At 52.0% G+C, this 22,351-nt stretch carries 19 protein-coding genes; 10 read left to right on the forward strand and 9 right to left on the reverse strand.

Annotated features, from left to right (window positions below; genetic code table 11):
• Nucleotides 1-252 precede the first annotated feature (252 nt).
• The 7 genes from mnmA (at nucleotide 253) to C4F51_RS12090 (ending at nucleotide 7,383) form a co-directional block, all read left to right on the forward strand.
• Complete coding sequence (mnmA, locus tag C4F51_RS12060; RefSeq protein WP_193910121.1) at nucleotides 253-1,380, forward strand: tRNA 2-thiouridine(34) synthase MnmA; 1,128 nt, start codon at nucleotides 253-255, stop codon at nucleotides 1,378-1,380.
• 60 nt (nucleotides 1,381-1,440) lie between these two features.
• Nucleotides 1,441-2,067, forward strand: a complete 627-nt coding sequence (hflD, locus tag C4F51_RS12065) for a high frequency lysogenization protein HflD (RefSeq protein WP_193910123.1) — start codon at nucleotides 1,441-1,443, stop codon at nucleotides 2,065-2,067.
• 2 nt (nucleotides 2,068-2,069) lie between these two features.
• On the forward strand, nucleotides 2,070-2,960 hold the full coding sequence (locus C4F51_RS12070) for a DMT family transporter (protein WP_193910125.1): 891 nt from the start codon (nucleotides 2,070-2,072) through the stop codon (nucleotides 2,958-2,960).
• 90 nt (nucleotides 2,961-3,050) lie between these two features.
• On the forward strand, nucleotides 3,051-4,430 hold the full coding sequence (gene purB, locus C4F51_RS12075) for an adenylosuccinate lyase (protein WP_193910126.1): 1,380 nt from the start codon (nucleotides 3,051-3,053) through the stop codon (nucleotides 4,428-4,430).
• 261 nt (nucleotides 4,431-4,691) lie between these two features.
• Nucleotides 4,692-5,840, forward strand: coding sequence for a ribosomal protein uL16 3-hydroxylase (locus C4F51_RS12080; RefSeq protein ID WP_193910128.1), 1,149 nt, complete (start codon nucleotides 4,692-4,694; stop codon nucleotides 5,838-5,840).
• Between the two features lie 225 nt (nucleotides 5,841-6,065).
• A complete protein-coding gene (locus C4F51_RS12085) occupies nucleotides 6,066-6,572 on the forward strand; it encodes a DUF7931 domain-containing protein (protein ID WP_193910130.1) in 507 nt (168 codons plus the stop codon).
• Between the two features lie 307 nt (nucleotides 6,573-6,879).
• The gene (locus tag C4F51_RS12090; RefSeq protein WP_193910132.1) at nucleotides 6,880-7,383 is read left to right on the forward strand and encodes an HU family DNA-binding protein; all 504 of its coding nucleotides are present in this window, start codon (nucleotides 6,880-6,882) and stop codon (nucleotides 7,381-7,383) included.
• Nucleotides 7,384-7,443: 60 nt separating this feature from the next.
• Here C4F51_RS12090 and C4F51_RS12095 read toward each other — a convergent pair whose 3' ends face one another.
• On the reverse strand, nucleotides 7,444-7,869 hold the full coding sequence (locus tag C4F51_RS12095) for an HIT domain-containing protein (RefSeq protein ID WP_193910134.1): 426 nt from the start codon (nucleotides 7,867-7,869) through the stop codon (nucleotides 7,444-7,446).
• Between the two features lie 313 nt (nucleotides 7,870-8,182).
• On the opposite strand from C4F51_RS12095, the gene C4F51_RS12100 reads away from it, so the two are divergent.
• Entirely contained in the window at nucleotides 8,183-9,913 is a 1,731-nt protein-coding gene (locus tag C4F51_RS12100) for a proline--tRNA ligase (protein WP_193910136.1), read from the forward strand.
• 89 nt (nucleotides 9,914-10,002) lie between these two features.
• Here C4F51_RS12100 and C4F51_RS12105 read toward each other — a convergent pair whose 3' ends face one another.
• The 7 genes from C4F51_RS12105 to C4F51_RS12135 form a co-directional block, all read right to left on the reverse strand.
• On the reverse strand, nucleotides 10,003-10,692 hold the full coding sequence (locus C4F51_RS12105) for a LamG domain-containing protein (protein WP_193910138.1): 690 nt from the start codon (nucleotides 10,690-10,692) through the stop codon (nucleotides 10,003-10,005).
• A gap of 89 nt (nucleotides 10,693-10,781) precedes the next feature.
• A complete protein-coding gene (locus C4F51_RS12110; RefSeq protein WP_193910140.1) occupies nucleotides 10,782-13,913 on the reverse strand; it encodes an efflux RND transporter permease subunit in 3,132 nt (1,043 codons plus the stop codon).
• 13 nt (nucleotides 13,914-13,926) lie between these two features.
• Nucleotides 13,927-15,003 (reverse strand): efflux RND transporter periplasmic adaptor subunit, encoded by a 1,077-nt coding sequence (locus C4F51_RS12115; protein ID WP_235992327.1) that lies wholly within the window; start codon nucleotides 15,001-15,003, stop codon nucleotides 13,927-13,929.
• 405 nt (nucleotides 15,004-15,408) lie between these two features.
• Nucleotides 15,409-15,921 carry a regulatory protein RecX gene (locus C4F51_RS12120; RefSeq protein ID WP_235992328.1) on the reverse strand — a complete coding sequence of 171 codons (513 nt, stop codon included), beginning with the start codon at nucleotides 15,919-15,921 and terminating at the stop codon, nucleotides 15,409-15,411.
• Nucleotides 15,922-16,000: 79 nt separating this feature from the next.
• Nucleotides 16,001-16,567 (reverse strand): DUF4136 domain-containing protein, encoded by a 567-nt coding sequence (locus C4F51_RS12125; protein ID WP_193910142.1) that lies wholly within the window; start codon nucleotides 16,565-16,567, stop codon nucleotides 16,001-16,003.
• Nucleotides 16,568-16,741: 174 nt separating this feature from the next.
• Nucleotides 16,742-17,782, reverse strand: a complete 1,041-nt coding sequence (recA, locus tag C4F51_RS12130; RefSeq protein ID WP_193910144.1) for a recombinase RecA — start codon at nucleotides 17,780-17,782, stop codon at nucleotides 16,742-16,744.
• 110 nt (nucleotides 17,783-17,892) lie between these two features.
• Nucleotides 17,893-18,393, reverse strand: a complete 501-nt coding sequence (locus C4F51_RS12135; RefSeq protein ID WP_193910146.1) for a CinA family protein — start codon at nucleotides 18,391-18,393, stop codon at nucleotides 17,893-17,895.
• A gap of 154 nt (nucleotides 18,394-18,547) precedes the next feature.
• Between C4F51_RS12135 and mutS the strand changes: the two genes are divergently transcribed.
• Both mutS and fdxA read left to right on the forward strand, forming a co-directional pair.
• A complete protein-coding gene (gene mutS / locus C4F51_RS12140) occupies nucleotides 18,548-21,160 on the forward strand; it encodes a DNA mismatch repair protein MutS (protein ID WP_193910148.1) in 2,613 nt (870 codons plus the stop codon).
• Between the two features lie 245 nt (nucleotides 21,161-21,405).
• Nucleotides 21,406-21,729, forward strand: a complete 324-nt coding sequence (gene fdxA / locus C4F51_RS12145) for a ferredoxin FdxA (RefSeq protein ID WP_193910150.1) — start codon at nucleotides 21,406-21,408, stop codon at nucleotides 21,727-21,729.
• A gap of 127 nt (nucleotides 21,730-21,856) precedes the next feature.
• On the opposite strand, the gene C4F51_RS12150 is transcribed toward fdxA, so the two are convergent.
• Nucleotides 21,857-22,333 (reverse strand): MaoC/PaaZ C-terminal domain-containing protein, encoded by a 477-nt coding sequence (locus tag C4F51_RS12150; RefSeq protein ID WP_193910153.1) that lies wholly within the window; start codon nucleotides 22,331-22,333, stop codon nucleotides 21,857-21,859.
• Nucleotides 22,334-22,351: the final 18 nt, after the last annotated feature.

Consider the following 22,351-nt stretch of genomic DNA (forward strand, 5'->3'; position numbering starts at 1 on the left):
GAAATTCAGCCCGCTATGCCATTTGTATAAAATCCATTTTTAACCGCAAAATGTCATACAATTAGCGCGTTCAGACCGCTTATGGGGTGCCAAATTATCGCTGGATGACAACGCTGTCAAATTCTTTACACTTGCGCCGCAAAAGAGCTACTTGCAACTTACTTTGCCTTTATCGTCAAAACACCTGCCCCGAACTGGGATTAAAGCCCCATGCCGGTTAAAATGACCGTTTTTACCTGTCGGTACCTCCTGATGTCTTCACCCGCTACTACGCCCAATCCCTCCTCCATCAAAGTCATTGTCGGTATGTCCGGCGGTGTTGATTCATCGGTTTCTGCCTTGTTGTTGCAACAGCAGGGCTACCAGGTGGAAGGCTTGTTCATGAAAAACTGGGACGAGGATGACGGCACCGAATATTGCACCGCCATGGCAGACCTGGCCGACGCCGAACGGGTGTGCGAGCGTCTGGGTATTACCCTGCACACCGCCAACTTTGCGGCCGAATATTGGGATAACGTATTTGAACACTTTCTCGAAGAGTACAAAGCCGGCCGAACACCCAACCCGGATATCCTCTGTAACCGTGAAATCAAGTTTAAAGTGTTTCTCGAATACGCCCGGCGGCTGGGCGGCGATCTGATTGCCACCGGCCATTATGTTCGCCGGGCTGACCGTGACGGTCATACCCTGCTGCTTAAAGGCCTGGATGACAACAAGGATCAAAGCTACTTTTTGCATGCGGTGGGCGAAGCAGAATTTGCCCGTTCGCTGTTCCCGGTGGGCGAACTGGAAAAACCGGAGGTTCGCCGTATCGCCGAGCAGCACCAACTGGTCACACACAACAAGAAAGACAGCACCGGTATTTGCTTTATTGGTGAGCGCCGCTTCAAGGATTTTTTACAGCAGTATTTGCCGGCACAACCCGGCGTTATTGAGACCACCGAAGGGGTGGTTATTGGCGAGCACGCGGGGTTGATGTACCACACCATTGGCCAGCGCCAGGGGTTGGGAATCGGCGGGGTAAAAGGTGCAGGTGAAGCGCCCTGGTTTGTTGTAGAAAAAGATCTGGCGCGCAATGTACTGGTAGTTGCCCAGGGAACAGATCATCCGTCGCTTTACCACAATCGTTTGTATGCAGGACAGGTGCACTGGATTAACACCGCGCCAACCGGGACGTTTCGCTGCAGCGCCAAAGTTCGCTACCGTCAGGCGGATCAGGCCTGTGAAGTCAATCTGGCAGACGATGGCAAACTGGTGGTGATATTTGATGAACCGCAACGCGCTATCACCCCCGGCCAATCGGTAGTTTTCTACCAGGATGACATCTGTCTGGGCGGTGCGGTGATTGAAATGACCGATAATACCGGTGATCCGGCATAACACTTCAATCATCCGGTCTTCGGGCCACCATTTTGTAATTCGATCGAAAGGCCATTATTTGTGAACAAGTGGGAAAACATCAGTATCGCACTGGCAGGACTTTTTCAGGCGACCGGACTGGTTGAGCAGCTGGCAAAAACCGGCTATGTACCAACCGACGCTTATCGCACCAGCATAGAAAGCCTGCTGGTGATGAATCCTGACAATACCCTCGACGTTTATGGCGGCTCTGTTGCCAATTTGCGCCAAGGGCTGGAGTGGTTGCGCGACGTATTACAGAACGGCCAGGCAGCACATGCCGATGCCTTGCGTTACAGCCTTGGCGTTCTGCATTTACAAAAAAAGCTATCCGCTGATAAAGCCATGTTGAAAGAAGTGGGCACCCGCCTGCAACAGGCGGCGCATCAAGCCGAGCATTTTTCCAGTACCCATGACAATGTGATCGCCAATATCGGCGGCTTGTATACCGACACCATCAGCACCTTTCGCTTTCGCATTCAGGTCAGTGGTGATTACAACTATTTGCAGCAACAGCGTATTGCCCATCAGGTTCGCGCGCTGTTATTTGCGGGCATACGCTCCGCTATTTTATGGCGCCAGGTGGGTGGCAATCGTTGGCAACTGTTATTAGGCAGAAAGAAAATTCTCGGCAGCGTTGAACATTTGCTTCGTTCAATCCCGGACTGATTATGCTGTGGATTCCCTTTACGCTGATGGCCGCCTTCACTCAGGCGCTACGCAATGCCCAGCAAAAACAACTGAGTGTAGAGGTTAATGCCATCGGCGTTACCCTCGCCCGTTTTATCTGGGCATTGCCACTGGCGTTACTGTATCTGGCTGTACTTCATCTTATCCTTCCTGCTCAACTACCGACCTTCACCACTCGCTTTATCGCCAGCATCAGCGCTGCTGCTGTGTCACAAATTATTGCTACCACCCTGATGGTTATGCTGTTCCAGCGGCGCAGCTATGCGGCCGGTGTCGGCTTGGCCAAAAGCGAAGCTCTACTGGCCGCAATGCTGGGCGTAGTCTTTTTTGGCGTGATATTGGGCCCGGTTGGCTGGCTGGGCATAGCAGCCGGTTCACTTGCGATCTGGTTAATGAAAGGTAAAAGCCAGCCCGGCACACTGGACATCACTACCCTGTTATTGGGATTGGGCAGCGGCCTTTGTTTTGCGTTAACCACACTGTGGGTAAGAGATGCCTGCCACCAATTGCCCCTGCCCTTTATGCACAGCGCCGCCTGGGCGTTAGTGTGGAGCATCAGCATTCAGGTGATATTGCTGGTTTCCTGGCTGGTATGGCGCGACCGCGCTACCCTGCAAAAATTATTACAGCGCCCCTCCCTGGTTTTTCGTATCAGCCTGACAAGCTCTATTGCCTCCCTTTGCTGGTTTACCGCGGTTAATCTCGAAGACGTAGCACTGGTGAAAACCCTCGGGCAAATCGAGGTGCTATTTACGCTGTTTCTCTCCCGCCATTGGTTGAAAGAACAGGTATCGCGACGGGATAAGGCCGGCTTGTTACTGATTCTCGCCGGCGCCGTTTTGGTTATCTGGCCCTCGCTGCCCCGGGGATGAGGCAAGACGGGTTAAAGACCTGAAAAAAAAAGCGCTTTTGGGTATCATAGCGGCTTTTCAGATTAACCCGACCCAGCAAGAGACAGCCCCATGGATAACGCCTTTTCCCAACTCACGGCTCTGAACGCCGTTTCTCCCGTCGATGGCCGCTATGGCAGCAAAACCCTGGCATTGCGGGGCATATTCAGTGAGTTCGGTCTGATCCGTAGCCGGGTTGAGGTTGAAGTACGCTGGTTGCAACAGTTGAGCCGCCATCAGGGTGTTCCGGAAGTGCCTGCGTTTAGCGATGCTACCAACCAGCAACTGGACGCTATCGTCACCAATTTCAGCGAAGCCGATGCCCAGCAAATCAAAGACATCGAGCGCACCACCAACCACGACGTAAAAGCCGTGGAATATTTTTTGAAAAATCAATTTGCCGGTAATGCCGAGCTGGAAGCGGTACTGGAATTTGTCCATTTTGCCTGCACCAGCGAAGACATTAACAACCTTTCCCACGCGCTGATGCTGAAAGCCGGTCGCGATGTTTTTCTGGCCGATGCTGAAACCATCGTGAATGCTATCGCCGGCCTTGCACATGCTTACGCCGCTGACCCGATGTTGTCGCGCACTCACGGCCAAACCGCATCGCCTACCACGGTGGGCAAGGAAATGGCCAACGTTGCCGCGCGCTTGCGCCGTCAGGTGGCTCAGGTTAAACAGGTTGAATTACTGGGTAAAATTAACGGCGCAGTAGGCAACTATAACGCTCATATTTCTGCGTATCCGGATGTAGATTGGCAAGCCAACGCTGAAGTATTTGTCACCTCGTTGGGCCTCACCTGGAACCCCTACACCACCCAGATTGAACCGCACGATTACATCGCCGAACTCTTTGATGCCATCGCCCGTTTCAATACTATTTTGATCGACTTTGATCGCGATGTGTGGGGTTACATTTCTCTCGGTTATTTCAAGCAAAAAACCATCGCTGGCGAAGTGGGCTCATCCACCATGCCGCACAAGGTTAACCCGATTGATTTTGAAAACTCCGAAGGCAACCTCGGTATTGCCAACGCCATTTTCACCCATCTGGCGCAAAAACTGCCGATCTCCCGCTGGCAGCGCGACCTGACCGACTCTACCGTGTTGCGTAACATGGGTGTTGGTTTTGGCTACAGTCTGATCGCTTACGGCTCTACCCTGAAAGGCATTAGCAAGCTGGAAATTAACCGCGCCCGTCTTGCGGAAGACCTGGACAACAGCTGGGAAGTATTAGCCGAGCCAATTCAAACCATTATGCGTCGCTACAACGTAGCTGAACCCTACGAAAAGCTGAAAGCGCTGACACGCGGCCAGGCAATTACCCGCGACGTGCTGGCAACCTTTGTTGAAACATTGGATATTCCGGAACACGCCAAGCAATCCATCCGCGAATTGACGCCAGCCAACTATATCGGCAATGCCATCGACCAGGCCAACGCTATTTAATCGTGCGGCTTAAACCTGTTAAAGATTAAACATCCGTTAAGGAAGCGCTGAAAAATAACGGCAAACAAGCCGGGAATGTTCAGCGCTCTCCGCTCTTTCCAAACGCACCGGCAGATAAGACATCATCCGCTGGCCTCTAAAAATTATTGCAACAACCGTTTACCGCAGCTAGCGAGGTTTTTGGCTTTGTTGTTTTCATTGATATAGCGACAGCCCCGTCATCTGCGCCCATTAACGCTTCACCAACTCAGGATTTCGCTCATGGCAACGCCACTTACTCATCTCGGCGACATCAGTGTTGAAGTATTTTTAAAAGAATACTGGCAAAAAAAACCACTGCTTATTCGTCAGGCTTTCCCCGGTTTCGAATCACCGCTGGACGGGGACGAACTGGCGGGATTATCGCTGGAAGAAGAAGTTGAATCGCGACTGGTGCTGGAAAAGGGGAAAACCCCTTGGGAATTACAAAACGGCCCTTTCGATGAAGACACCTTTGGGAAACTGCCAGAAAGCCATTGGAGCTTGCTGGTGCAAGCGGTCGATCAATGGGTGCCGGAAGTCAACGAACTCTTGCAACACTTCCGGTTTATTCCCAACTGGCGCCTTGATGACATCATGATCAGCTACGCGCCGGACCAGGGCAGCGTGGGCCCTCATTTTGATTATTACGATGTATTTCTGTTGCAGGGAGCCGGTCAACGCCGCTGGCGTCTTGGCCAGATGTGCGACAGTGAATCACCGCGTGTTCCGGGTATTGCGCTGAATATTCTTGAGCAATTCGAGCAAACCGACGAGTGGGTGCTGGAACCTGGCGATATGCTTTACGTACCGCCAGGGCTTGCCCATTGGGGAATTGCCGAAGGTGAATCGATTACCTACTCCATCGGTTTTCGGGCCCCCTCTCACGCTGACATTCTCAGTGAACTGGGACAGGATGTAGCCGATCGTCTCAGTAACGATCAACGCTTCTCGGACCCGGATCTGCAATTACAAGACAACCCGGGCACTATTGCACCGGCAGCCATCGCGCAAATCCGAAAACTCCTCACCGAGCAATTGACCGACGAACGTATCGCCAGCTGGTTTGGCCGCTACATGAGCGAGCGCAAATATCTCGACGAAGAAGCACAGGAGCCGATCGAGAGCGAAGAATGGATCCCGGCGATGCAGGACGGGTTGTTATTATGGCGCCACCCGGCGGCACGATTTGCCTGGTACGCGCTGGAAAATGACCGCGCCCTGTTATTCGCAGACGGCGCACAATTTCCAGCCAGCGCCGGTTTTGCCCGTTATTTATGTGAGTGCGAAGAAATAGACTGGCAGGGCCTTGAGCCCTGGCTGGATGATGACGAGCATATTGCCGTTATCAGCGCGCTGGTAAATCAGGACACGCTACTGCTGGACGAATAAAAAGCCGGTTATTCATCGGCTGGCCAAAACAACCCCTGTCGTCGTGCTGCGGCTACAGGGGTTGTTGCCATAAACAGGCGGCAATTGACGACCAGCAAGCAAATACTGCGAACCCGGCGATGGATTTTTTTGCAGTAATCCGTCAGCTTGTCCAATCGCCACAAGTCACCTGAACCAATAAAAAATCGGCGCCCCGACACGACCTTTTCAAGGGAGTCTGCAAGCATGAATAACGACGCATCTCTCGAAAACCAGCAACACAACCGCCATGCGGTTACCGACCTTGCCGATGCCCGGGCGCACCTTATCAACATTATTCAACAAAGCCGCCGCTACCTGCATATTCTTTCGGAAAACCTGCACCCCAACCTCTACGACGATGACAGCATCTGCGCCGCACTTTCGGCGTTTGTGCGTCAAAACCCCAACAGCCATTTACGCATTCTTATCCATGATCCGGTGTATTTGATCAGGCACCACCATAAAATCATGCCGCTGATCCGCCGCCTGCCCTCAAAAATTTCCATTCGACAAATTATCGCTCCGGCAGGAGACTTTCCTTTTTTCCTTTCCGGCGATCTCGACAAGTCGTTATTGTTCAGCCAGGAAGACCAGGGAAACGGTCACTGTAATCTCCAATGCCGGGTTACCGCCCAACAGTTGCAAGCCCATTTTGAAGAAGCCTGGCGCCAGGCAGTAAACATTGCCGACCTGCAAACCCTTTCTTTATAGCCTTTGGTTTAACAGAAATTGAACACGGGAATAACCGTAACGGCCTCAGGAGAAAGGCATCAAAAAAACCGCTAAAAAAGCGGCTTTTTGATCGGGCAGAACGACTTTTCTGTTGCTGATTGCATTTTTATCCTATATATATAGCGTCAACCTATGTGTCGGGCGATTTAAGCCTGTAAAAACAGGGGTTTTAGCGAATCAACGATTCAAAAACGCTTGTAACACAGGTCAGACAATCTACTATCCCTGCTCTGGTACGATCCTCACGCCGATCTGCCTGCGCTGACTCACTCAAAGGAATTCAAAAATGGCCGTTAAAAAACCAGCCGCAAAAACTGTGAAAGAAGCCGCCGCGCCGGCAGCCAAAAAAGCCCCGGCAGCCAGAGCGACTGCTGCAAAAACCGCGGCAACAAAAACTGCAGCGGCCAAACCGGCTGCCGCTAAACCTGCAGCAGCCAGAAAAGCACCAGCGGCCGCCGCCAAGCCTGCCGTAGTCAAGCCAATTGCCGAGCGTCAGAACAAAACCCAGATTCTGAATCAGATCGTCGAGTCTACCGAGCTGAGCAGAAAGCAGGTTCAGTCTGTACTGGACGAACTGAGCAACATCATTGAAGGTCACATCAAGAAAAAGGGTGTGGGTGAATTTGTTCTGCCAGGCCTGCTGAAAATTACTACCGTTAAAAAGCCGGCGACCAAAGCCCGTAAAGGCATTAACCCGTTCACCGGCGAAGAAGTCACTTTCAAAGCCAAGCCGGCGTCTACTTCCGTTAAAGTGCGTCCGCTGAAAAAACTGAAAGAATTCGCTCTGTAATCCATCAAGCCTGCTTCAGATAGCAAAAACCCCGATTATTCGGGGTTTTTTTATGGTTTTCTATTTCGCGACGGTGAAATCTTCTCCCACCAGCGCATTTTGCAAACGGCTGATGCGGTCTTCAAACGCTTCCGGCTGATAGTCCTTTTGTGGCACCTTGCCCCATATCGGTTGCGGCCAGGCAGCATCATCAACGAAGCGCGCCACATGATGAATGTGCAGCTGACGCACCACATTGCCCAGCGCGGCGATGTTCATCTTGTGCGCATCAAACAGGCTGGTCATCACCTCTGAAAGCCGGGAAGATTCTCTGATTAACTGTTGTTGCTCCTGGTTATCCAGGTGATGAATCTCAAAAATATCTTCCCGCTGCGGTACCAGAATGCACCAGGGATAGTTGGCATCTTTGCTTAACAGCAGCAGGGACAATTCAAATTGCCCGACGATGACAGAATCCTGAGCCAATCGGGGGTGTAATTCAAACATAACAGGTTCCTTTTTAGTCAATTTATGGGGGCCAGGTTATGATAAACAGCATATCCTGTTCTACCATCAAATACCTGGTCGGGTTACCGATTACCGTTAAAGCCGCGGTTAAAAATAAATAATTGGCCGGTAATTGCCGCCGGGCAGCAATTACCGGGTACCAGGTTCTGTACCCGCTTTGACAACCACCGTAGAATACGCGATTTGCCATTGCACAGGTTTCTGCTCACAGGCAGTTTTGAAACAGCAAACCTGAAAATGTTCCCGACCGGATGTCGGGAGCCCGCTATCACCATTAACAAGAAGCCTTTTTATGCGCGCCACACAATTTTTGATTGCCACACTAAAAGAAACCCCCGCCGATGCGGAGGTGATCAGCCATCAGCTTATGCTGCGTGCCGGCATGATTCGCAAGCTGGCCTCCGGCCTTTATACCTGGCTGCCACTGGGTTTGCGTGTGTTGCGTAAGGTAGAGCGCATTGTGCGTGAAGAAATGGATAAATCCGGTGCGCAGGAAGTATTGATGCCGGTTGTGCAGCCAGCAGAGCTGTGGGTGGAATCCGGCCGTTGGGAACAATATGGCCCCGAGCTGCTGCGCATGAATGACCGCCATGACCGCGCTTTTTGTCTCGGCCCTACGCACGAAGAAGTGATCACCGACCTGATCCGCAATGAGCTGAACAGCTACAAGCAATTGCCGGCAACTTTTTATCAAATTCAAACCAAATTCCGCGATGAAATTCGCCCGCGCTTCGGCGTTATGCGTTCACGCGAGTTCATCATGAAAGATGCCTACTCTTTCCATATCTCCCAGGAATCCCTGCAGCAGACTTACGATATTCTTCATCGTGCCTACTGCAATATTTTTACCCGCATCGGTGTTGAATTCCGCCCGGTACTGGCAGACACAGGCTCTATTGGCGGCGCCTTCTCCCACGAATTCCACGTACTGGCCTCCAGCGGTGAAGATGCCATTGCTTTCAGTAATGGCAGCGATTACGCAGCGAATATCGAAAAAGCCGAAGCGATTGCGCCGTCTACGCCCCGGCCCGCCGCAACCCGCGCGCTGGAAGAAGTCTCAACACCAGGCCAACACAGCATTGAAGACGTCAGCAAGTTCTTGCAAATCGCCGCATCGGGCCTGCTGAAAACCCTCGTGGTATTGGGTACTGCCGAAGAAGGCAAACCACAACCGCTGGTAGCACTGGTACTGCGCGGTGATCATGAGCTGAATGACATCAAGGTAGAAAAACTGGCTGGCATTGCCACACCCTTAACCTTCGCACCGGAAGAGCGTATCAAAGCCGAACTGGGCGTTGCGCCAGGTTCTATTGGTCCGGTTAACCTCGGCATCCGTGTCATTGCAGACCACGCTGCCCTGCACAGCGCCGACTTTGCCTGCGGCGCCAACAAAGACGGTTATCACCTGACCGGCGTAAACTGGGAGCGCGACCTGCCGCTGGTTGAAGCAGCTGATATCCGCAATATTGTGGCCGGTGATCCGTCTCCGGATGGCAAAGGTACTCTGGATATCAAACGGGGTATTGAAGTGGGTCATATCTTCCAGTTAGGCACCAAGTATTCCGAAGCGTTGAAAGCGCGGGTGCTGGATGAAAACGGCAAGGAACAAACCATGATCATGGGTTGCTACGGTATTGGTATGACCCGTGTGGTCGCCGCTGCTATTGAGCAAAACTACGATGAAAATGGCATTATCTGGCCGGATGCCATCGCGCCTTTCCATATTGCGCTGATTCCGATCAACCCCGGCAAATCACCGGCGGTCGTAGAAAAATGCGAGCAGCTCTACGCCGAGTTGAAGCAAGCCGGTTTTGATGTGCTGTACATGGATGACGAGAAAGCGCGCCTGGGCGTATCTTTGGCTAACACCGAACTGATGGGTATTCCGCACCGTATCGTAGTAGGTGATCGCGGTCTGGAAGCTGGCGCACTGGAATACAAAGGTCGTCGTGACGCAGAGAAGCAGGAAGTAGCCACTGACGAAATCGTGAGCTTTATCCGCAATAAAATTCAGTTAGGCTGACACTGAAAAAGCGGGAGCCGGTACAGTGAATCGCTGTACCGGCTCCCGCTTTTTTATTGCAGGTATCGGAAAATACCCGATACCAATAATTATTTTTCCAGCTTGTCTACGGTTAAAAACTCAGCGGGCGCCAGCGATTTCGGCGTTACACGCACCTGCAAAATATCCCCGTTAAACCAGTGCACCTGATTCATCCGCGCCCCGAGAGAGGTTGCCGCATGATCGGCAATAGGCAAGTACTCCACCTCTGCTGACAGCTCTTTTTTGCCGTTAACGTAGGCAGTAAATTGGCGATCTTTGTAGGTAACGGCAGCGTGCGCCCATTCATTTACCGGGTGCACCAGCGTTTCGTCAATCAACACCGCTTGGGATTTTTCCGACTTGATGTAGCTGTCGAGATACCATTGCTGTTTGTCGTTCAAACGCAACTCAATGGTCAGCCGGCGGTCGGTATTGTCCGGCGCTTCAATGTGCAAAAAACGCGGCTCCCAGTTATTCGGGAAGACATCGTTAGGACGAAAAATAATTTCTACGGTAAATTCACTGGCACCGACCAACGGGTTGTTATTAACCAGCAGTCGATCACCGTCACCATCAAACGCTACCGCTTTACCGTAAGGCGTTTCTACGACGCGAGGATTACCCAGGGCATTGGTTTCATGGCCGCCGATATTATTCAGCGCGTCAACCGACCAGACGACGGATGGCGATTCAGCCAGCGCGACTGCGGATAAGGATAAACACAAACCTAAAGACAGCAGATTTTTTTTAAAAGACATCGTTTCTCTCACTCTGTTTTTATGACTATTTTTTGATGCAGTAACTATAAAACAAAACCGGATATCTCTCACGATATCCGGTTTTGTTGTCAAACACCGCTTTGCGGTTTGGCAGCGGCTTCATAGGCTTTTTGATCGGCCTCCAGCTGCCTGGCCACATCACCCGGCGAACCGGTTTTTCTGGCAATCAAACTGTACGCCACCGGCACCATGAAAAGTGTAAAAGCAGTCGCTGCCACAACACCAAACATAACCACCACACCGATCACCAGCCGCGTTTCTGCGCCAGCGCCACTGGAAATGACCAAAGGAATCGCACCAGCCACCGTTGTCAAACCGGTCATCAAAATAGGACGCAGGCGAATTTCAGCGGCTTGCATCAAAGCCTCATCAAAAGCTACGCCGCGATCCCGTAACTGATTGACAAATTCGACAATCAAAATACCATTTTTTGCGGCAAGCCCCACTAGCATAATCAACCCGATCTGCGAGTAAATATTAAACGTCAACCCGGTTAAATACAGCCCCAGCATACCGCCGGCAACAGCCAGCGGAACGGTCACCATGATCACAAAGGGGTGCACCCAGCTTTCGAATTGTGCCGCCAATACCAGGAAGGTAATAACAATCCCCAGCACAAACATGAAAATAACCGAGCTGCCCGCCTGTTGGAAATCACGCGACATGCCTTTGTAATCGACCACCGCGGTAGCCGGCAAATGTTCTGCCACCAGACCGTTGAGGTAATCAAGCGCCTCGCCCAGCGATAATTTTGGATCAAGGTTGGCTTCAATAGTCAGTGAGCGGATGCGGTTGTAGCGATTGAGTCGGCTGGCATCGGCCAGCTCCTGCAAACGCACCACACTGGCCAGCGGAATCATTTCTCCGGAGCGGTCAGAGCGAACGTACATATTCTCCAGGCTGGCGGTGGTGCGTTGATCGTCCCGCTCGCCTTGCAACATCACATCATATTCTTCACCATCATCAATAAAGGTAGTGACACGACGCGACCCGAGCATGGTTTCCAGAGTACGCCCGATATTGTTTACGCTAACCCCGAGATCCGCAGCACGATGTGAGTCAATCAACACTTCAATTTGCGGACGCGTTTCCTTGTAGTCCCAATCGATGGCAATCAGGCCGGGATTATTGTCGGCGATTTTTTCCAACATAATATCGCGCCATTCTGCCAGTTCCTGGTAAGTACCGCCGCCCAGTACAAACTGTACCGGCTTGGATGAACCGGAACCGAAGCCCTGACGCATCACCGTTGCTGTCGTCACGCCGGGCAAGTCGGACAGTCGATCGCGAACGTCATCCATAATTTCAAAACCGCTACGACGCTCATCCCACTCTGCCATTACCGCGGTTACCGCACCGGTGTTGAAGTTCACCACGCCGCCCCAGCCGCGCGGAGCACGAATCATCAAACGGGTAATTTCGCCCGCATCCACAAACTCCATCAACCGTTTTTCAATCTCGTCCATGTATTCCACCATGTAGGAATAACTGGCACCTTCGGGGCCATTGACGATTACGTTGAAGGTACCGCGGTCTTCACGCGGCGCGTATTCAGAGGGAATGAGTTGTACCAGGCCGACCGTGCCGGCCAGCAGCAGAATAAAAAACCCCGCCACAATACGCGTATGCGCAAGACATTTGACCAGCGCTTTCATGTAGTAAAAGCGCAAACAGACGATGCTTTTTTCAACATAGATCAGCATCCGCCCTTTCTTTTCATCCTTTTTCAGAATGCGGGAAGTCAACATCGGCGACAATGTCAGTGCGATTAACGAAGAGAAAGCGACCGCTGCCGCCATGGTTATGGCGAACTCGGAAAACAACCGGCCAATGTCCCCTTTTAAAAATACGATAGGCACAAAAATCGAGATCAACACCAGCGTGGTTGCTACTACCGCAAATCCCACTTCACGAGTGCCATCGTAAGCAGCCATCAAGGGTGTTTTGCCTTTTTCCTGAATGTGCCGCACGATGTTTTCCAACACCACAATTGCGTCATCCACCACCAGGCCAATCGCCAGAATCAGTGCCAGCAAGGTCAACATATTGACCGAGAAGCCAAGCAGCGCCAACACAATGAACGTTGCCACAATAGAAACCGGCACGGCAATGGCGGGAATCAACATAGCTTTGGCGCTGCCGAGGAACAAATAGATAACCAGCACCACCATCACAATCGCCAGAAATAACGTTGTGTAAACTTCTTCTACCGCCCGCTCGATAAACACCGAGCTGTCAAAACTGGCTTCCAACCGCATTCCATCCGGCAGGGTCTCATTAACCAGATCGCGCTCAAGTTTTGCGCCACGTGCTACATCGGTGGTGTTGGCGGTAGACTGTTTAACAATACCGATACCAATTTGCGTAATGCCATTACCGCGAAACAGGTTGCGGTCTTCCACCGTGCCTTTTTCTACACGGGCAATATCGCCAATACGCACCAGGTGGCCATCGGTGCCCTGGGTGAGAACCATCCGGCCAAATTCATCGGCGGTGCGATAACTCCTCGCCATACGCACGGTGAAATGCCGATCATCCGATTCAATACTGCCTGCGGGCAACTCGACGTTTTCTGCACGTAAAGCCGCCTCGACATCGTTTACGGTCAAGCCTCGTGCGGCCATTGCCTGACTGTCCAGCCAGATACGCATGGCGTAGCGCTGCTCGCCACCAATTTGTACCCGGGCAACGCCGTCAATGACCGAGAAGCGATCAACCAGATAACGCTGAGCGTAATCTGAAAGTTCCGGCATGGTCATGTTTTCGCCGGTAAAGTTAAACCAGATAATCACATCTTCGTCGGAACTGATTTTTTGCACTTCTGGCGGGTCGGCTTCTACCGGCAAGTTACGCGCAGCGCGAGCTACGCGGTCGCGAATATCATTGGCCGCAGAATCCATGTCCTGCCCGACTTCAAAGGTCACGGTGATATTCGATGCGCCGTTTTCACTGGCTGATTCAATAAAGCGAATGCCTTCGATACCGGAGATGCGGTCTTCCAGAACTTTGGTAATTCTTGTTTCAACAATGCTGGCCGCAGCCCCGGGATAAACTGTGCGAATAGAAACCACCGGCGGGTCGATATCCGGGTATTCACGCAGCGTGAGATGATCAAAGGCGATGACGCCAAAGGCGATCAGCAGCAAAGAGAGTACCGACGCGAACACCGGTCGTTTGATAGATACATCCGATAACATCATGACTGATAGTCCCTCAGATGTGTTTCTGATTTAATAAATCAGCGAGGGATTCCCGCCCGGTTTGCTCGGCGATGATATTAACGAACTGCCCGGTGCGAATTTTTTGTAACCCGTGAGTCACCACGGCATCGTTGGCTTCAAGCCCGGCGAGAATTTCCACCACACCTTGCAAGCGCTGGCCGATAGTTACCGGGATACGCTCAACACGGGTTTTGCCCTCTTCCGGGCGAATAACAAAAACAAAATTCTGATTACCCAACGGCACCAGCGCCGACTCGGAAATCACCAGCGACTCCCGCTGGTCAGCAAACAATTCCAGACTCATCAACATGCCCTGCTTCAGCTCTTGCTGCTCGTTGGGCAAAATGGCACGTACGGTAATCGCGCGGGTAACACTGTCGATGCGGTTGTCGATGCTGAAAACCTCACCTTCAACCAGCAAGTCGCCAAGATCACGGCTGCGCGCTTTAATGGGCAGACCAATCTGCAAACTCCTCAGGTAAATAGACGGTACCGTGAAATCCAGCTTCATGCGTGAGTCGTCATTCAGAGTGGTGATCAGATCACCCGGTGATACCAGAGCACCAACACTGATGTTTCTCAAACCAACCACACCGCTGAAAGGCGCCACAAGGCGCAAATCTTTTAAACGCGACTCCAGCGCCAGGTAGCGGGCACCGGCGGCTTCATATTCGCGCTGACGTTGATCCAGCAAGGAACGGGATGCCGCATTGCGATCAACCAGGGAGCGCACCCGTTCCAGTTGCTTGCGTGCCTCTTCGTGAGTAAAACGTGCTTCATCCAGCAATGCCTGTTCTTCGTTACTGGTCATCTCGACAAGTACGTCACCTTTATTGACGCGCTGCCCATCTTCAAAATTGATGCTGGTTACGGTTTTGGTGACGTTGGAGGTTAAACGTATGGATTCATTGGCGATCACTGTGCCCAATGCTTCAAGACGGGTTTGCAAGGATTGCAGAGTGGCGCGCTGAACAATCACGTCCGGTTCGGATTGCGCGAAAAGCCTCAACGGGCACATTAATAACACCAGAATACAGAAGGTCACTGCCCGCAGGGAATGCAATGGCATATTTCTCTCACCTTGATAAATTATTAAAAGACATCTGAAACCGTTGAAATGGCAACACTTGCAAGGGTTAGAGCGTAAAACACCACAAAATATAACACGCCGGGTGACATTTTGATGATGACCAGCCACGGGCGAAAGATCGTCAATACGAGGCTTTGCCGCTGCGATAAATCAACCGAATAGCTGCTAAATCAGCTACAGCAAGGCTGTGTTGCAACAGCAAAAAATTAACAGGAAATTTCAGAGGTAATAACGCAGCAGAGGAGTTAACACTATTTAACAAGGAATGACACTGGTTAACCAACAAGGAGAGAATAAATGGTGTTTTTTCAACAGGATATTGGACGCAGTCCGCTTAATTGGAATGGACAGCGCTGTCATTTTTGCGCGCAAAGAAACTGTCGATTACTGACTTTGTCCATCGAGAGCATACCGGATTTGTTCGGAATCAAAACCCCGGTATTGCAGGAAACGAATCTGACGTGCCTTCTCTTTAAGATCGGTTGGCGCTTGTTCACCAAAACGGCGGGCTCTGGTGTTTAAACACAAGTCGAACCAATCCAGCTCCTGCTCCCACAAGGCAGTCTGTGCCAAGCTACCCGTTATACCGCGCTCACTCAATTCCTGAGTAACCCGGCGCGGCCCCTTGCCCTGACGAAAACGCATGCGGGTAAACGCCTCGGCAAAACGACTATCCGATTGCAAACCATCGGCGGCCAGCTGGTTTAACGCATCATCCACGCCAGGATGATTATCGAAACGCTGGGAAAGCTTTTTATGAAGCTCTGCACGGGAGTGCTCGCGCATGGCGAGCAGATTCATCGCTGCCATGCGCAGCACAGAAATATTCACCATTGCCGGGGTTGGCGTGTCATCCGGATTGTTCATGCGTGATTTAATCCAAAGCCTTTTATGCATAAAAAATGGCCGCAATAGCGGCCATTTTCCAAACTAACTGCCTTTTTAGCAGCGTCGTCAAACTCACTGAAACGCCGACCTAGATCGGAGGAAATTTGGCAAGCACTTCACGAACTGCGTTGGTCAATACTTCCCGCTGCTCTTGCGGAGTCAGCCCCTGACGTAAACGCTTTTCAGAAACGCCACGCCAGATAGGTTTTTCAGTTTTTGCATCGACCAGGTCAACAATCAAACTGCCCTGATTGTACACACGAGGTGCGCCGGTAGAGCCGTAAAACAAGGGCGAAGGATAATAACGGTAGCCTCTGCCGTAATAACCGTAGCCATACACACGATCATAAGTGCCCGGGTCCAGTTTTTCTTCGATAACTACGTGAAAGTTAACGGTGAAATCCTGACTGCCAGCCGCAACGGATGCGTAACGCTGACCAAGCTCCTGAGCAATAACGTTTTCGATGTGCGAAAACGTAAAGGGTGAAATCAACAGGTTGTCTTTGGTGTCCTGCTTGACTTCGGAAATCGTAAAACTTTTCAGCGCGGCGAAATCATAACCGGCCTGATAATCTGTTGTTACACGCGGGCCACTGGAACAACCCGCCATTAATACTGCGAGAAAACCGATTAAAGCCCACCTTGAATAGCTCATTGCTGCACCTCAATAAAGGTAATGTTATAACTGGCAGCATAGCGACAGGCGTCTGTTCCCGCAAGATATTCCACAATTGCTTACAACTCGCCTGTCGTGGCCAGTTCAGGCATTTCCGACAAGCTTTGGACAGCAAAACTGGCGATTTGTTACTTTTTACAAACCGCCATTGTCTTAGGCTTCTTCGTCAGCGGTTTCAGCATCACCCGGGCTCAGCGACAACGCCTGACTGGCTAACAGTTCGCCACGCACACGCTGTTCAAGCTCCTGGGCAATGGTGGGGTTTTCGTTCAAAAACTTCATGACGTTGTTTTTGCCCTGCCCGATCTTGTTGCCCTGATAACTGTACCAGGCACCGGCCTTATCAATCATTCCCAGCTTCACACCGTAATCAATCACTTCACCCTGACGATTGATACCGGTGCCATAGAGGATCTGGAATTCTGCCTGTTTAAACGGCGGTGCAACCTTGTTTTTAACAACCTTGACGCGGGTTTCGGAACCGATCACTTCCTCGCCTTCTTTCACCGCACCGATGCGACGAATGTCCAGACGCACCGAAGCGTAGAACTTGAGTGCATTACCGCCGGTGGTAGTTTCCGGGTTGCCGAACATCACACCAATTTTCATACGAATCTGGTTGATGAAAATCACCAGACAGTTGGCATTTTTGATGTTGCCGGTAATTTTACGCAGCGCCTGCGACATCAAACGCGCTTGCAAACCAACATGGTGGTCACCCATTTCGCCTTCAATTTCGGCGCGCGGTGTCAAGGCAGCAACAGAGTCTACAACCAATACATCAACCGCACCGGAGCGCACCAGCATATCGGTAACTTCCAGCGCCTGCTCACCGGTATCCGGCTGGGAAATAATCAAATCTTCGACTTTTACGCCCAGCTTGCCGGCGTAAATAGGATCCAGCGCATGCTCGGCATCAATAAAGGCACAATTGCCGCCCAGCCGTTGCGCTTCTGCAATGACCTGCAAGGTCAGGGTAGTTTTGCCCGACGATTCCGGGCCATAAATCTCAATGATTCGCCCTCTCGGCAAACCACCAATTCCCAATGCCACATCCAGCCCCAGAGACCCGGTAGAGATTGCCGGAATGGCCACCTGCTCCTTGTCTCCCATGCGCATTACCGTTCCTTTACCGAATTGACGTTCAATTTGGCTCAATGCGGCCTGCAAGGCTTTTTCTTTATTTGCGTCCATTAAACACCTCAATTAGCTGATGTGGCGATTAGGTTAATTCTGAAATGGCGTGGTAGCCGATGCGCTGAAGCATACACCAAAAACCTGTATACGCAAACAGTACTATTGTTTTATACAGTATTTTCGTGAGACATCCAGTCAACCAGCCCATCCAGTGCAGCCATGATAGCCTGCTCCTGAATACCAAGCCGGTCACCATCAAAGTGATGAAGACGGGTTATACGTCGGCCATCGCGGGTTCCCCAGCAAAACCATACGCTGCCAACCGGCTTCCCGGCAGTGCCGCCGCCCGGGCCGGCAATCCCGCTCACCGATACGGCGATATCGGCATCCGAAAGCGCCAGGGCGCCATCCACCATCTCAATCACCACCGGCTCACTGACTGCACCATGGTGAGTCAGTGCCTGCTCACTCACACCCAGCAGCTTTTGCTTGGCCGCATTGGCGTAGCTGACAATACCGTATTCAAACCAGCGCGAACTGTCAGGCACAGCGGTAATCGCCGCAGCAACACCGCCACCGGTACAGGACTCTGCGGTAACCAGACGCCAACGGACCTGAGCCAACGCCTTGCCCAGGGACTGGCTTTTTTCAACAATAGACGGATTCATTTCACATCCCAACAATTGACCACCAACAACATCACAACAAAGCCGATCACCGTGCAACAGACTGGCACCCTACCGGTCGAGAGCATACAATCCTCTCCTGAATTTTTCTGCGACCACTGCAATTTTTTACGAATACCAACGAGTGCCCTGCCTGATGACCGAAGCTGATCTCTCCGTCCACACGCCCATGATGCAACAATACTTGCGAATCAAGGCGCAACACCCGCATGAGCTGGTGTTTTATCGCATGGGCGATTTTTACGAGCTGTTTTTTGATGATGCAAAAAAAGCAGCCGAACTACTGGAGGTCACCCTCACCGCGCGCGGCAAATCCGGTGGCGAACCGATTCCCATGGCGGGCATTCCTTTTCATGCAGCTGATGGTTACCTGGCAAGACTGGTAAAAGCCGGTGTATCAGTAGCAATTTGTGAGCAAATTGGTGATCCGGCTACCAGCAAAGGGCCTGTAGAGCGCAAAGTGATGCGCATTGTCACCCCGGGTACCGTTAGCGATGAAGCGCTGCTTGATTCCAAACGCGATAACCTGCTGGTTGCTATTCATCAAGCGGGCGACCGCTTTGGCCTTGCGTCGCTGGATATGGCCAGTGGCCGTTTTCTGGTGCTGGAAGTCGATGCACTCGAAGCGGTATTGGGTGAGCTGCAACGCATGGCGCCAGCAGAGCTGCTGATCAGCGACCACATTACCACGCCTGAACTGATTGAAAACCGTAAAGGGCTGCGTCGTCGCGGGCCTTGGGAATACGACCAGGACACCGCACACCGCCTGTTAACCCAGCAATTCGGCACCAAAGACCTCGCCGGGTTTGGTTGCGATCATTTGTCGCTGGCCCTCGCGGCGGCCGGTTGCCTGCTCAATTACGCACGGGAAACACAACGCACCGCACTGCCCCATGTGCGCAGCCTGATTCACGAAAACCGTGAAGAAGCGGTCATTATGGACGCCGCCACCCGCCGCAATCTGGAACTGGATACCAACCTTGCCGGCGGTGATGAACATACACTGTTTTCTGTGCTCAACCGCTCGGCAACCAGCATGGGTGGCCGCTTGCTGCGCCGCTGGTTAAATCGCCCGTTGCGCACGCTGGATACGCTGGTTGCGCGGCAAACCGCCATCGCAGAATTGCGCAAAAACTATCAGTTTGAAGTAGTGCACGGCATCCTCAAACATATCGGCGATCTGGAACGGATTCTCGGCCGGTTGGCGCTGCGCTCCAGTCGCCCCCGTGATTTATCACGGCTTTCCATGTCGTTGGCGGCTTACCCAGAGCTGCAAAGCGAGATCAAGCGGCTGAGTGCCGGTCATCTCGGCACACTTGCCAGCCGTATTTCGGTGTTTCCCGAACTGGTGGACTTGCTGAGCAAGGCGATTGTTGAAAACCCGCCAGTGGTGATCCGCGAAGGTGGCGTTATTGCTGAAGGCTACGATGCTGAACTCGACGATTTGCGTAATATCAGCACCAACGCCGGTCAGTACCTCGTTGATCTGGAAACTCGCGAGCGCCAGCGCACCGGTATCTCTACATTAAAAGTCGGCTACAACCGCGTGCACGGGTATTTTATTGAACTCACCAGCGCCCAGGCCGAAAAGGCCCCCGCCGATTACATTCGCCGACAAACCCTGAAAAATGCCGAGCGCTACATCACACCGGAGCTGAAAGAGTTTGAAGACAAGGCGCTTTCCGCCAAAAGCCGCGCCCTGACACGCGAAAAAATGCTCTATGAAGCCTTGCTCGATGTTTTAAGTGAGCAGTTACTTCCCTTGCAGGAATCCGCTGCTGCTATCGCCGAGCTGGATGTAATTACCACCCTCGCCGAGCGGGCAGATGCGCTGGGCTTTGTTCAGCCGCAACTCACCGCTACACCCGGCATTCACATTACCGGTGGCCGCCATCCGGTGGTAGAACAGGTCACTACCGCACCTTTTGTGCCCAATGATCTGCTATTCAATGAACAGCGTCGCATGCTGATTATTACCGGCCCCAACATGGGCGGTAAGTCTACTTACATGCGCCAGGCCGCGCTGATTACACTGTTGGCGCACATCGGCAGTTTTGTACCGGCCGCCGAGGCAAAAATAGGCATTGTAGATCGAATTTTTACCCGTATCGGTTCCTCCGATGACCTCGCCGGTGGCCGCTCCACCTTTATGGTGGAGATGACCGAAACCGCCAACATTTTGCACAACGCCACCGAAAGCAGCCTGGTGTTAATGGACGAAATCGGGCGAGGCACCAGTACCTTCGACGGTCTTTCTCTCGCCTGGGCCTGTGCAAAACACCTTGCGCAACAAGTGCGTGCCTTTACGCTGTTTGCCACCCATTATTTTGAAATTACCACCCTGCCCGAAAGCCTGCCCAGCGCCGCCAACGTGCATTTGAATGCGACAGAGCATCACGACAATATCGTCTTCTTGCACAAAGTGCAGGAAGGGCCGGCGAGCAAAAGTTATGGTCTGCAAGTGGCAAGGTTGGCGGGCATTCCCGATGTGGTTTTGAAGCAGGCAAAAGCTCAACTGGCAGAATTGGAAGCGGGTAGTACCGCACTGGCTATCGAAACACCCGCCACAATAACTGCAGAAGCGCCCGTCACTACCGCTAGCGAGCAACCCAAGCAGTCCGGATTGTTTGATGCGCTGCCCGAACCGGCGCTGGAAGCCCTGAAAAAAATTCGCCCGGACGATCTTTCGCCACGGGAAGCGCTGGAGCAACTTTATCGCCTTAAGGAAATGTTGAACCGCGGACGTTAGGCGTTTGCCGCCAGTCAGGTTTATCCATCGTTAGCCGGGTAAGTTTATCAACCGTTAAAAGGATGGCGATACCCGGCCGACACAGACCAGTTTTTGAAATTTCTGCAATATCAGGGGCTTAAACGAGAATCATCCCTGTTTGCAGAGCAAAAACACTGCAAATCCAGCCTTAATAACGCTACCAAAAGCAGCTGAGGGTGTTTAAAATACGCGCTCGTTAAAATCAGTAACCTGTGGGGTCACCTATGACTTTTGTAGTTGGGGAAAATTGCATTAAATGTAAGCACACAGACTGTGTTGAAGTCTGTCCCGTAGACTGCTTTTATGAAGGCCCCAATTTTCTGGTGATCAACCCGGATGAGTGTATCGATTGCGCTCTGTGTGAACCGGAGTGTCCTGCTTCCGCCATTTTCTCTGAAGATGAGCTTCCGGAAGGCCAGGAAGTTTTCATTGAGTTGAATGCCGAACTTTCCCAGGTGTGGCCAAACATCACCGAGATGAAAGATTCACCGGAAGATGCCGCCGAATGGGATGGTGTACCCGGAAAACTGCAATATCTCGAACGATAAAACCGACGGTTTTATTTGTAATAAAAAAGGCAGCCATGGCTGCCTTTTTTATTGTGATTATTCCCCTGCATTTACATTGAATCTTGTCGCTGCGGTGCCGAGCAAGGCAAATCCTGAAACTTATAGATCACTCTTCAATGCGAACGACCGGTAACACCGCGGCCGGAATTTCCAGCTTTTCAGCCGGTGCAATTACTTCGGCAACGCCGCGGGCAACCACCTTGCCGTCCTGATTCAAGGCTTCACAAGCAATTTCAACCACCCGGACTTTTTCGCGAATACCGGTAATGGTGAGGTGCACAGTCACTTCATCACCCGGTTTGACCGGGGTTTTAAAGGTCAGGGTCTGGCTGCGATACACCGAACCCGGCCCAGGCAAGCGGGTGGCAATAGCCGCAGAAACCAGCGCACCAGTCCACATACCATGCCCGATTGGCCCGCCAAATGCGGTGGTTGCAGCATAGGCTTCATCGAGATGCACCGGGTTGGCATCACCGGAACAACTGGCAAAGAGTACTATGTCAGCACGGGTCAGGGTTTTGCTGAAGGTCGCGGTTTGCCCGACAAACAACTCGTCCAGCGTATAATTTTTCAACAGAGTCATAGACATTCTTCCTGCCAG

This window comes from Cellvibrio polysaccharolyticus, assembly GCF_015182315.1.
GTDB lineage: Bacteria > Pseudomonadota > Gammaproteobacteria > Pseudomonadales > Cellvibrionaceae > Cellvibrio > Cellvibrio polysaccharolyticus.

Coding starts and splice junctions, on each gene's coding strand:
- mnmA (WP_193910121.1), top strand. CDS start 253: ATGTCTTCACCCGCTACTACGCCCAATCCCTCCTCCATCAAAGTCATT.
- C4F51_RS12070 (WP_193910125.1), top strand. CDS start 2,070: ATGCTGTGGATTCCCTTTACGCTGATGGCCGCCTTCACTCAGGCGCTA.
- purB (WP_193910126.1), top strand. CDS start 3,051: ATGGATAACGCCTTTTCCCAACTCACGGCTCTGAACGCCGTTTCTCCC.
- C4F51_RS12080 (WP_193910128.1), top strand. CDS start 4,692: ATGGCAACGCCACTTACTCATCTCGGCGACATCAGTGTTGAAGTATTT.
- C4F51_RS12085 (WP_193910130.1), top strand. CDS start 6,066: ATGAATAACGACGCATCTCTCGAAAACCAGCAACACAACCGCCATGCG.
- C4F51_RS12090 (WP_193910132.1), top strand. CDS start 6,880: ATGGCCGTTAAAAAACCAGCCGCAAAAACTGTGAAAGAAGCCGCCGCG.
- C4F51_RS12095 (WP_193910134.1), bottom strand. CDS start 7,869: ATGTTTGAATTACACCCCCGATTGGCTCAGGATTCTGTCATCGTCGGG.
- C4F51_RS12100 (WP_193910136.1), top strand. CDS start 8,183: ATGCGCGCCACACAATTTTTGATTGCCACACTAAAAGAAACCCCCGCC.
- C4F51_RS12105 (WP_193910138.1), bottom strand. CDS start 10,692: ATGTCTTTTAAAAAAAATCTGCTGTCTTTAGGTTTGTGTTTATCCTTA.
- C4F51_RS12110 (WP_193910140.1), bottom strand. CDS start 13,913: ATGATGTTATCGGATGTATCTATCAAACGACCGGTGTTCGCGTCGGTA.
- C4F51_RS12115 (WP_235992327.1), bottom strand. CDS start 15,003: ATGCCATTGCATTCCCTGCGGGCAGTGACCTTCTGTATTCTGGTGTTA.
- C4F51_RS12120 (WP_235992328.1), bottom strand. CDS start 15,921: ATGCATAAAAGGCTTTGGATTAAATCACGCATGAACAATCCGGATGAC.
- C4F51_RS12125 (WP_193910142.1), bottom strand. CDS start 16,567: ATGAGCTATTCAAGGTGGGCTTTAATCGGTTTTCTCGCAGTATTAATG.
- recA (WP_193910144.1), bottom strand. CDS start 17,782: ATGGACGCAAATAAAGAAAAAGCCTTGCAGGCCGCATTGAGCCAAATT.
- C4F51_RS12135 (WP_193910146.1), bottom strand. CDS start 18,393: ATGAATCCGTCTATTGTTGAAAAAAGCCAGTCCCTGGGCAAGGCGTTG.
- mutS (WP_193910148.1), top strand. CDS start 18,548: ATGACCGAAGCTGATCTCTCCGTCCACACGCCCATGATGCAACAATAC.
- fdxA (WP_193910150.1), top strand. CDS start 21,406: ATGACTTTTGTAGTTGGGGAAAATTGCATTAAATGTAAGCACACAGAC.
- C4F51_RS12150 (WP_193910153.1), bottom strand. CDS start 22,333: ATGACTCTGTTGAAAAATTATACGCTGGACGAGTTGTTTGTCGGGCAA.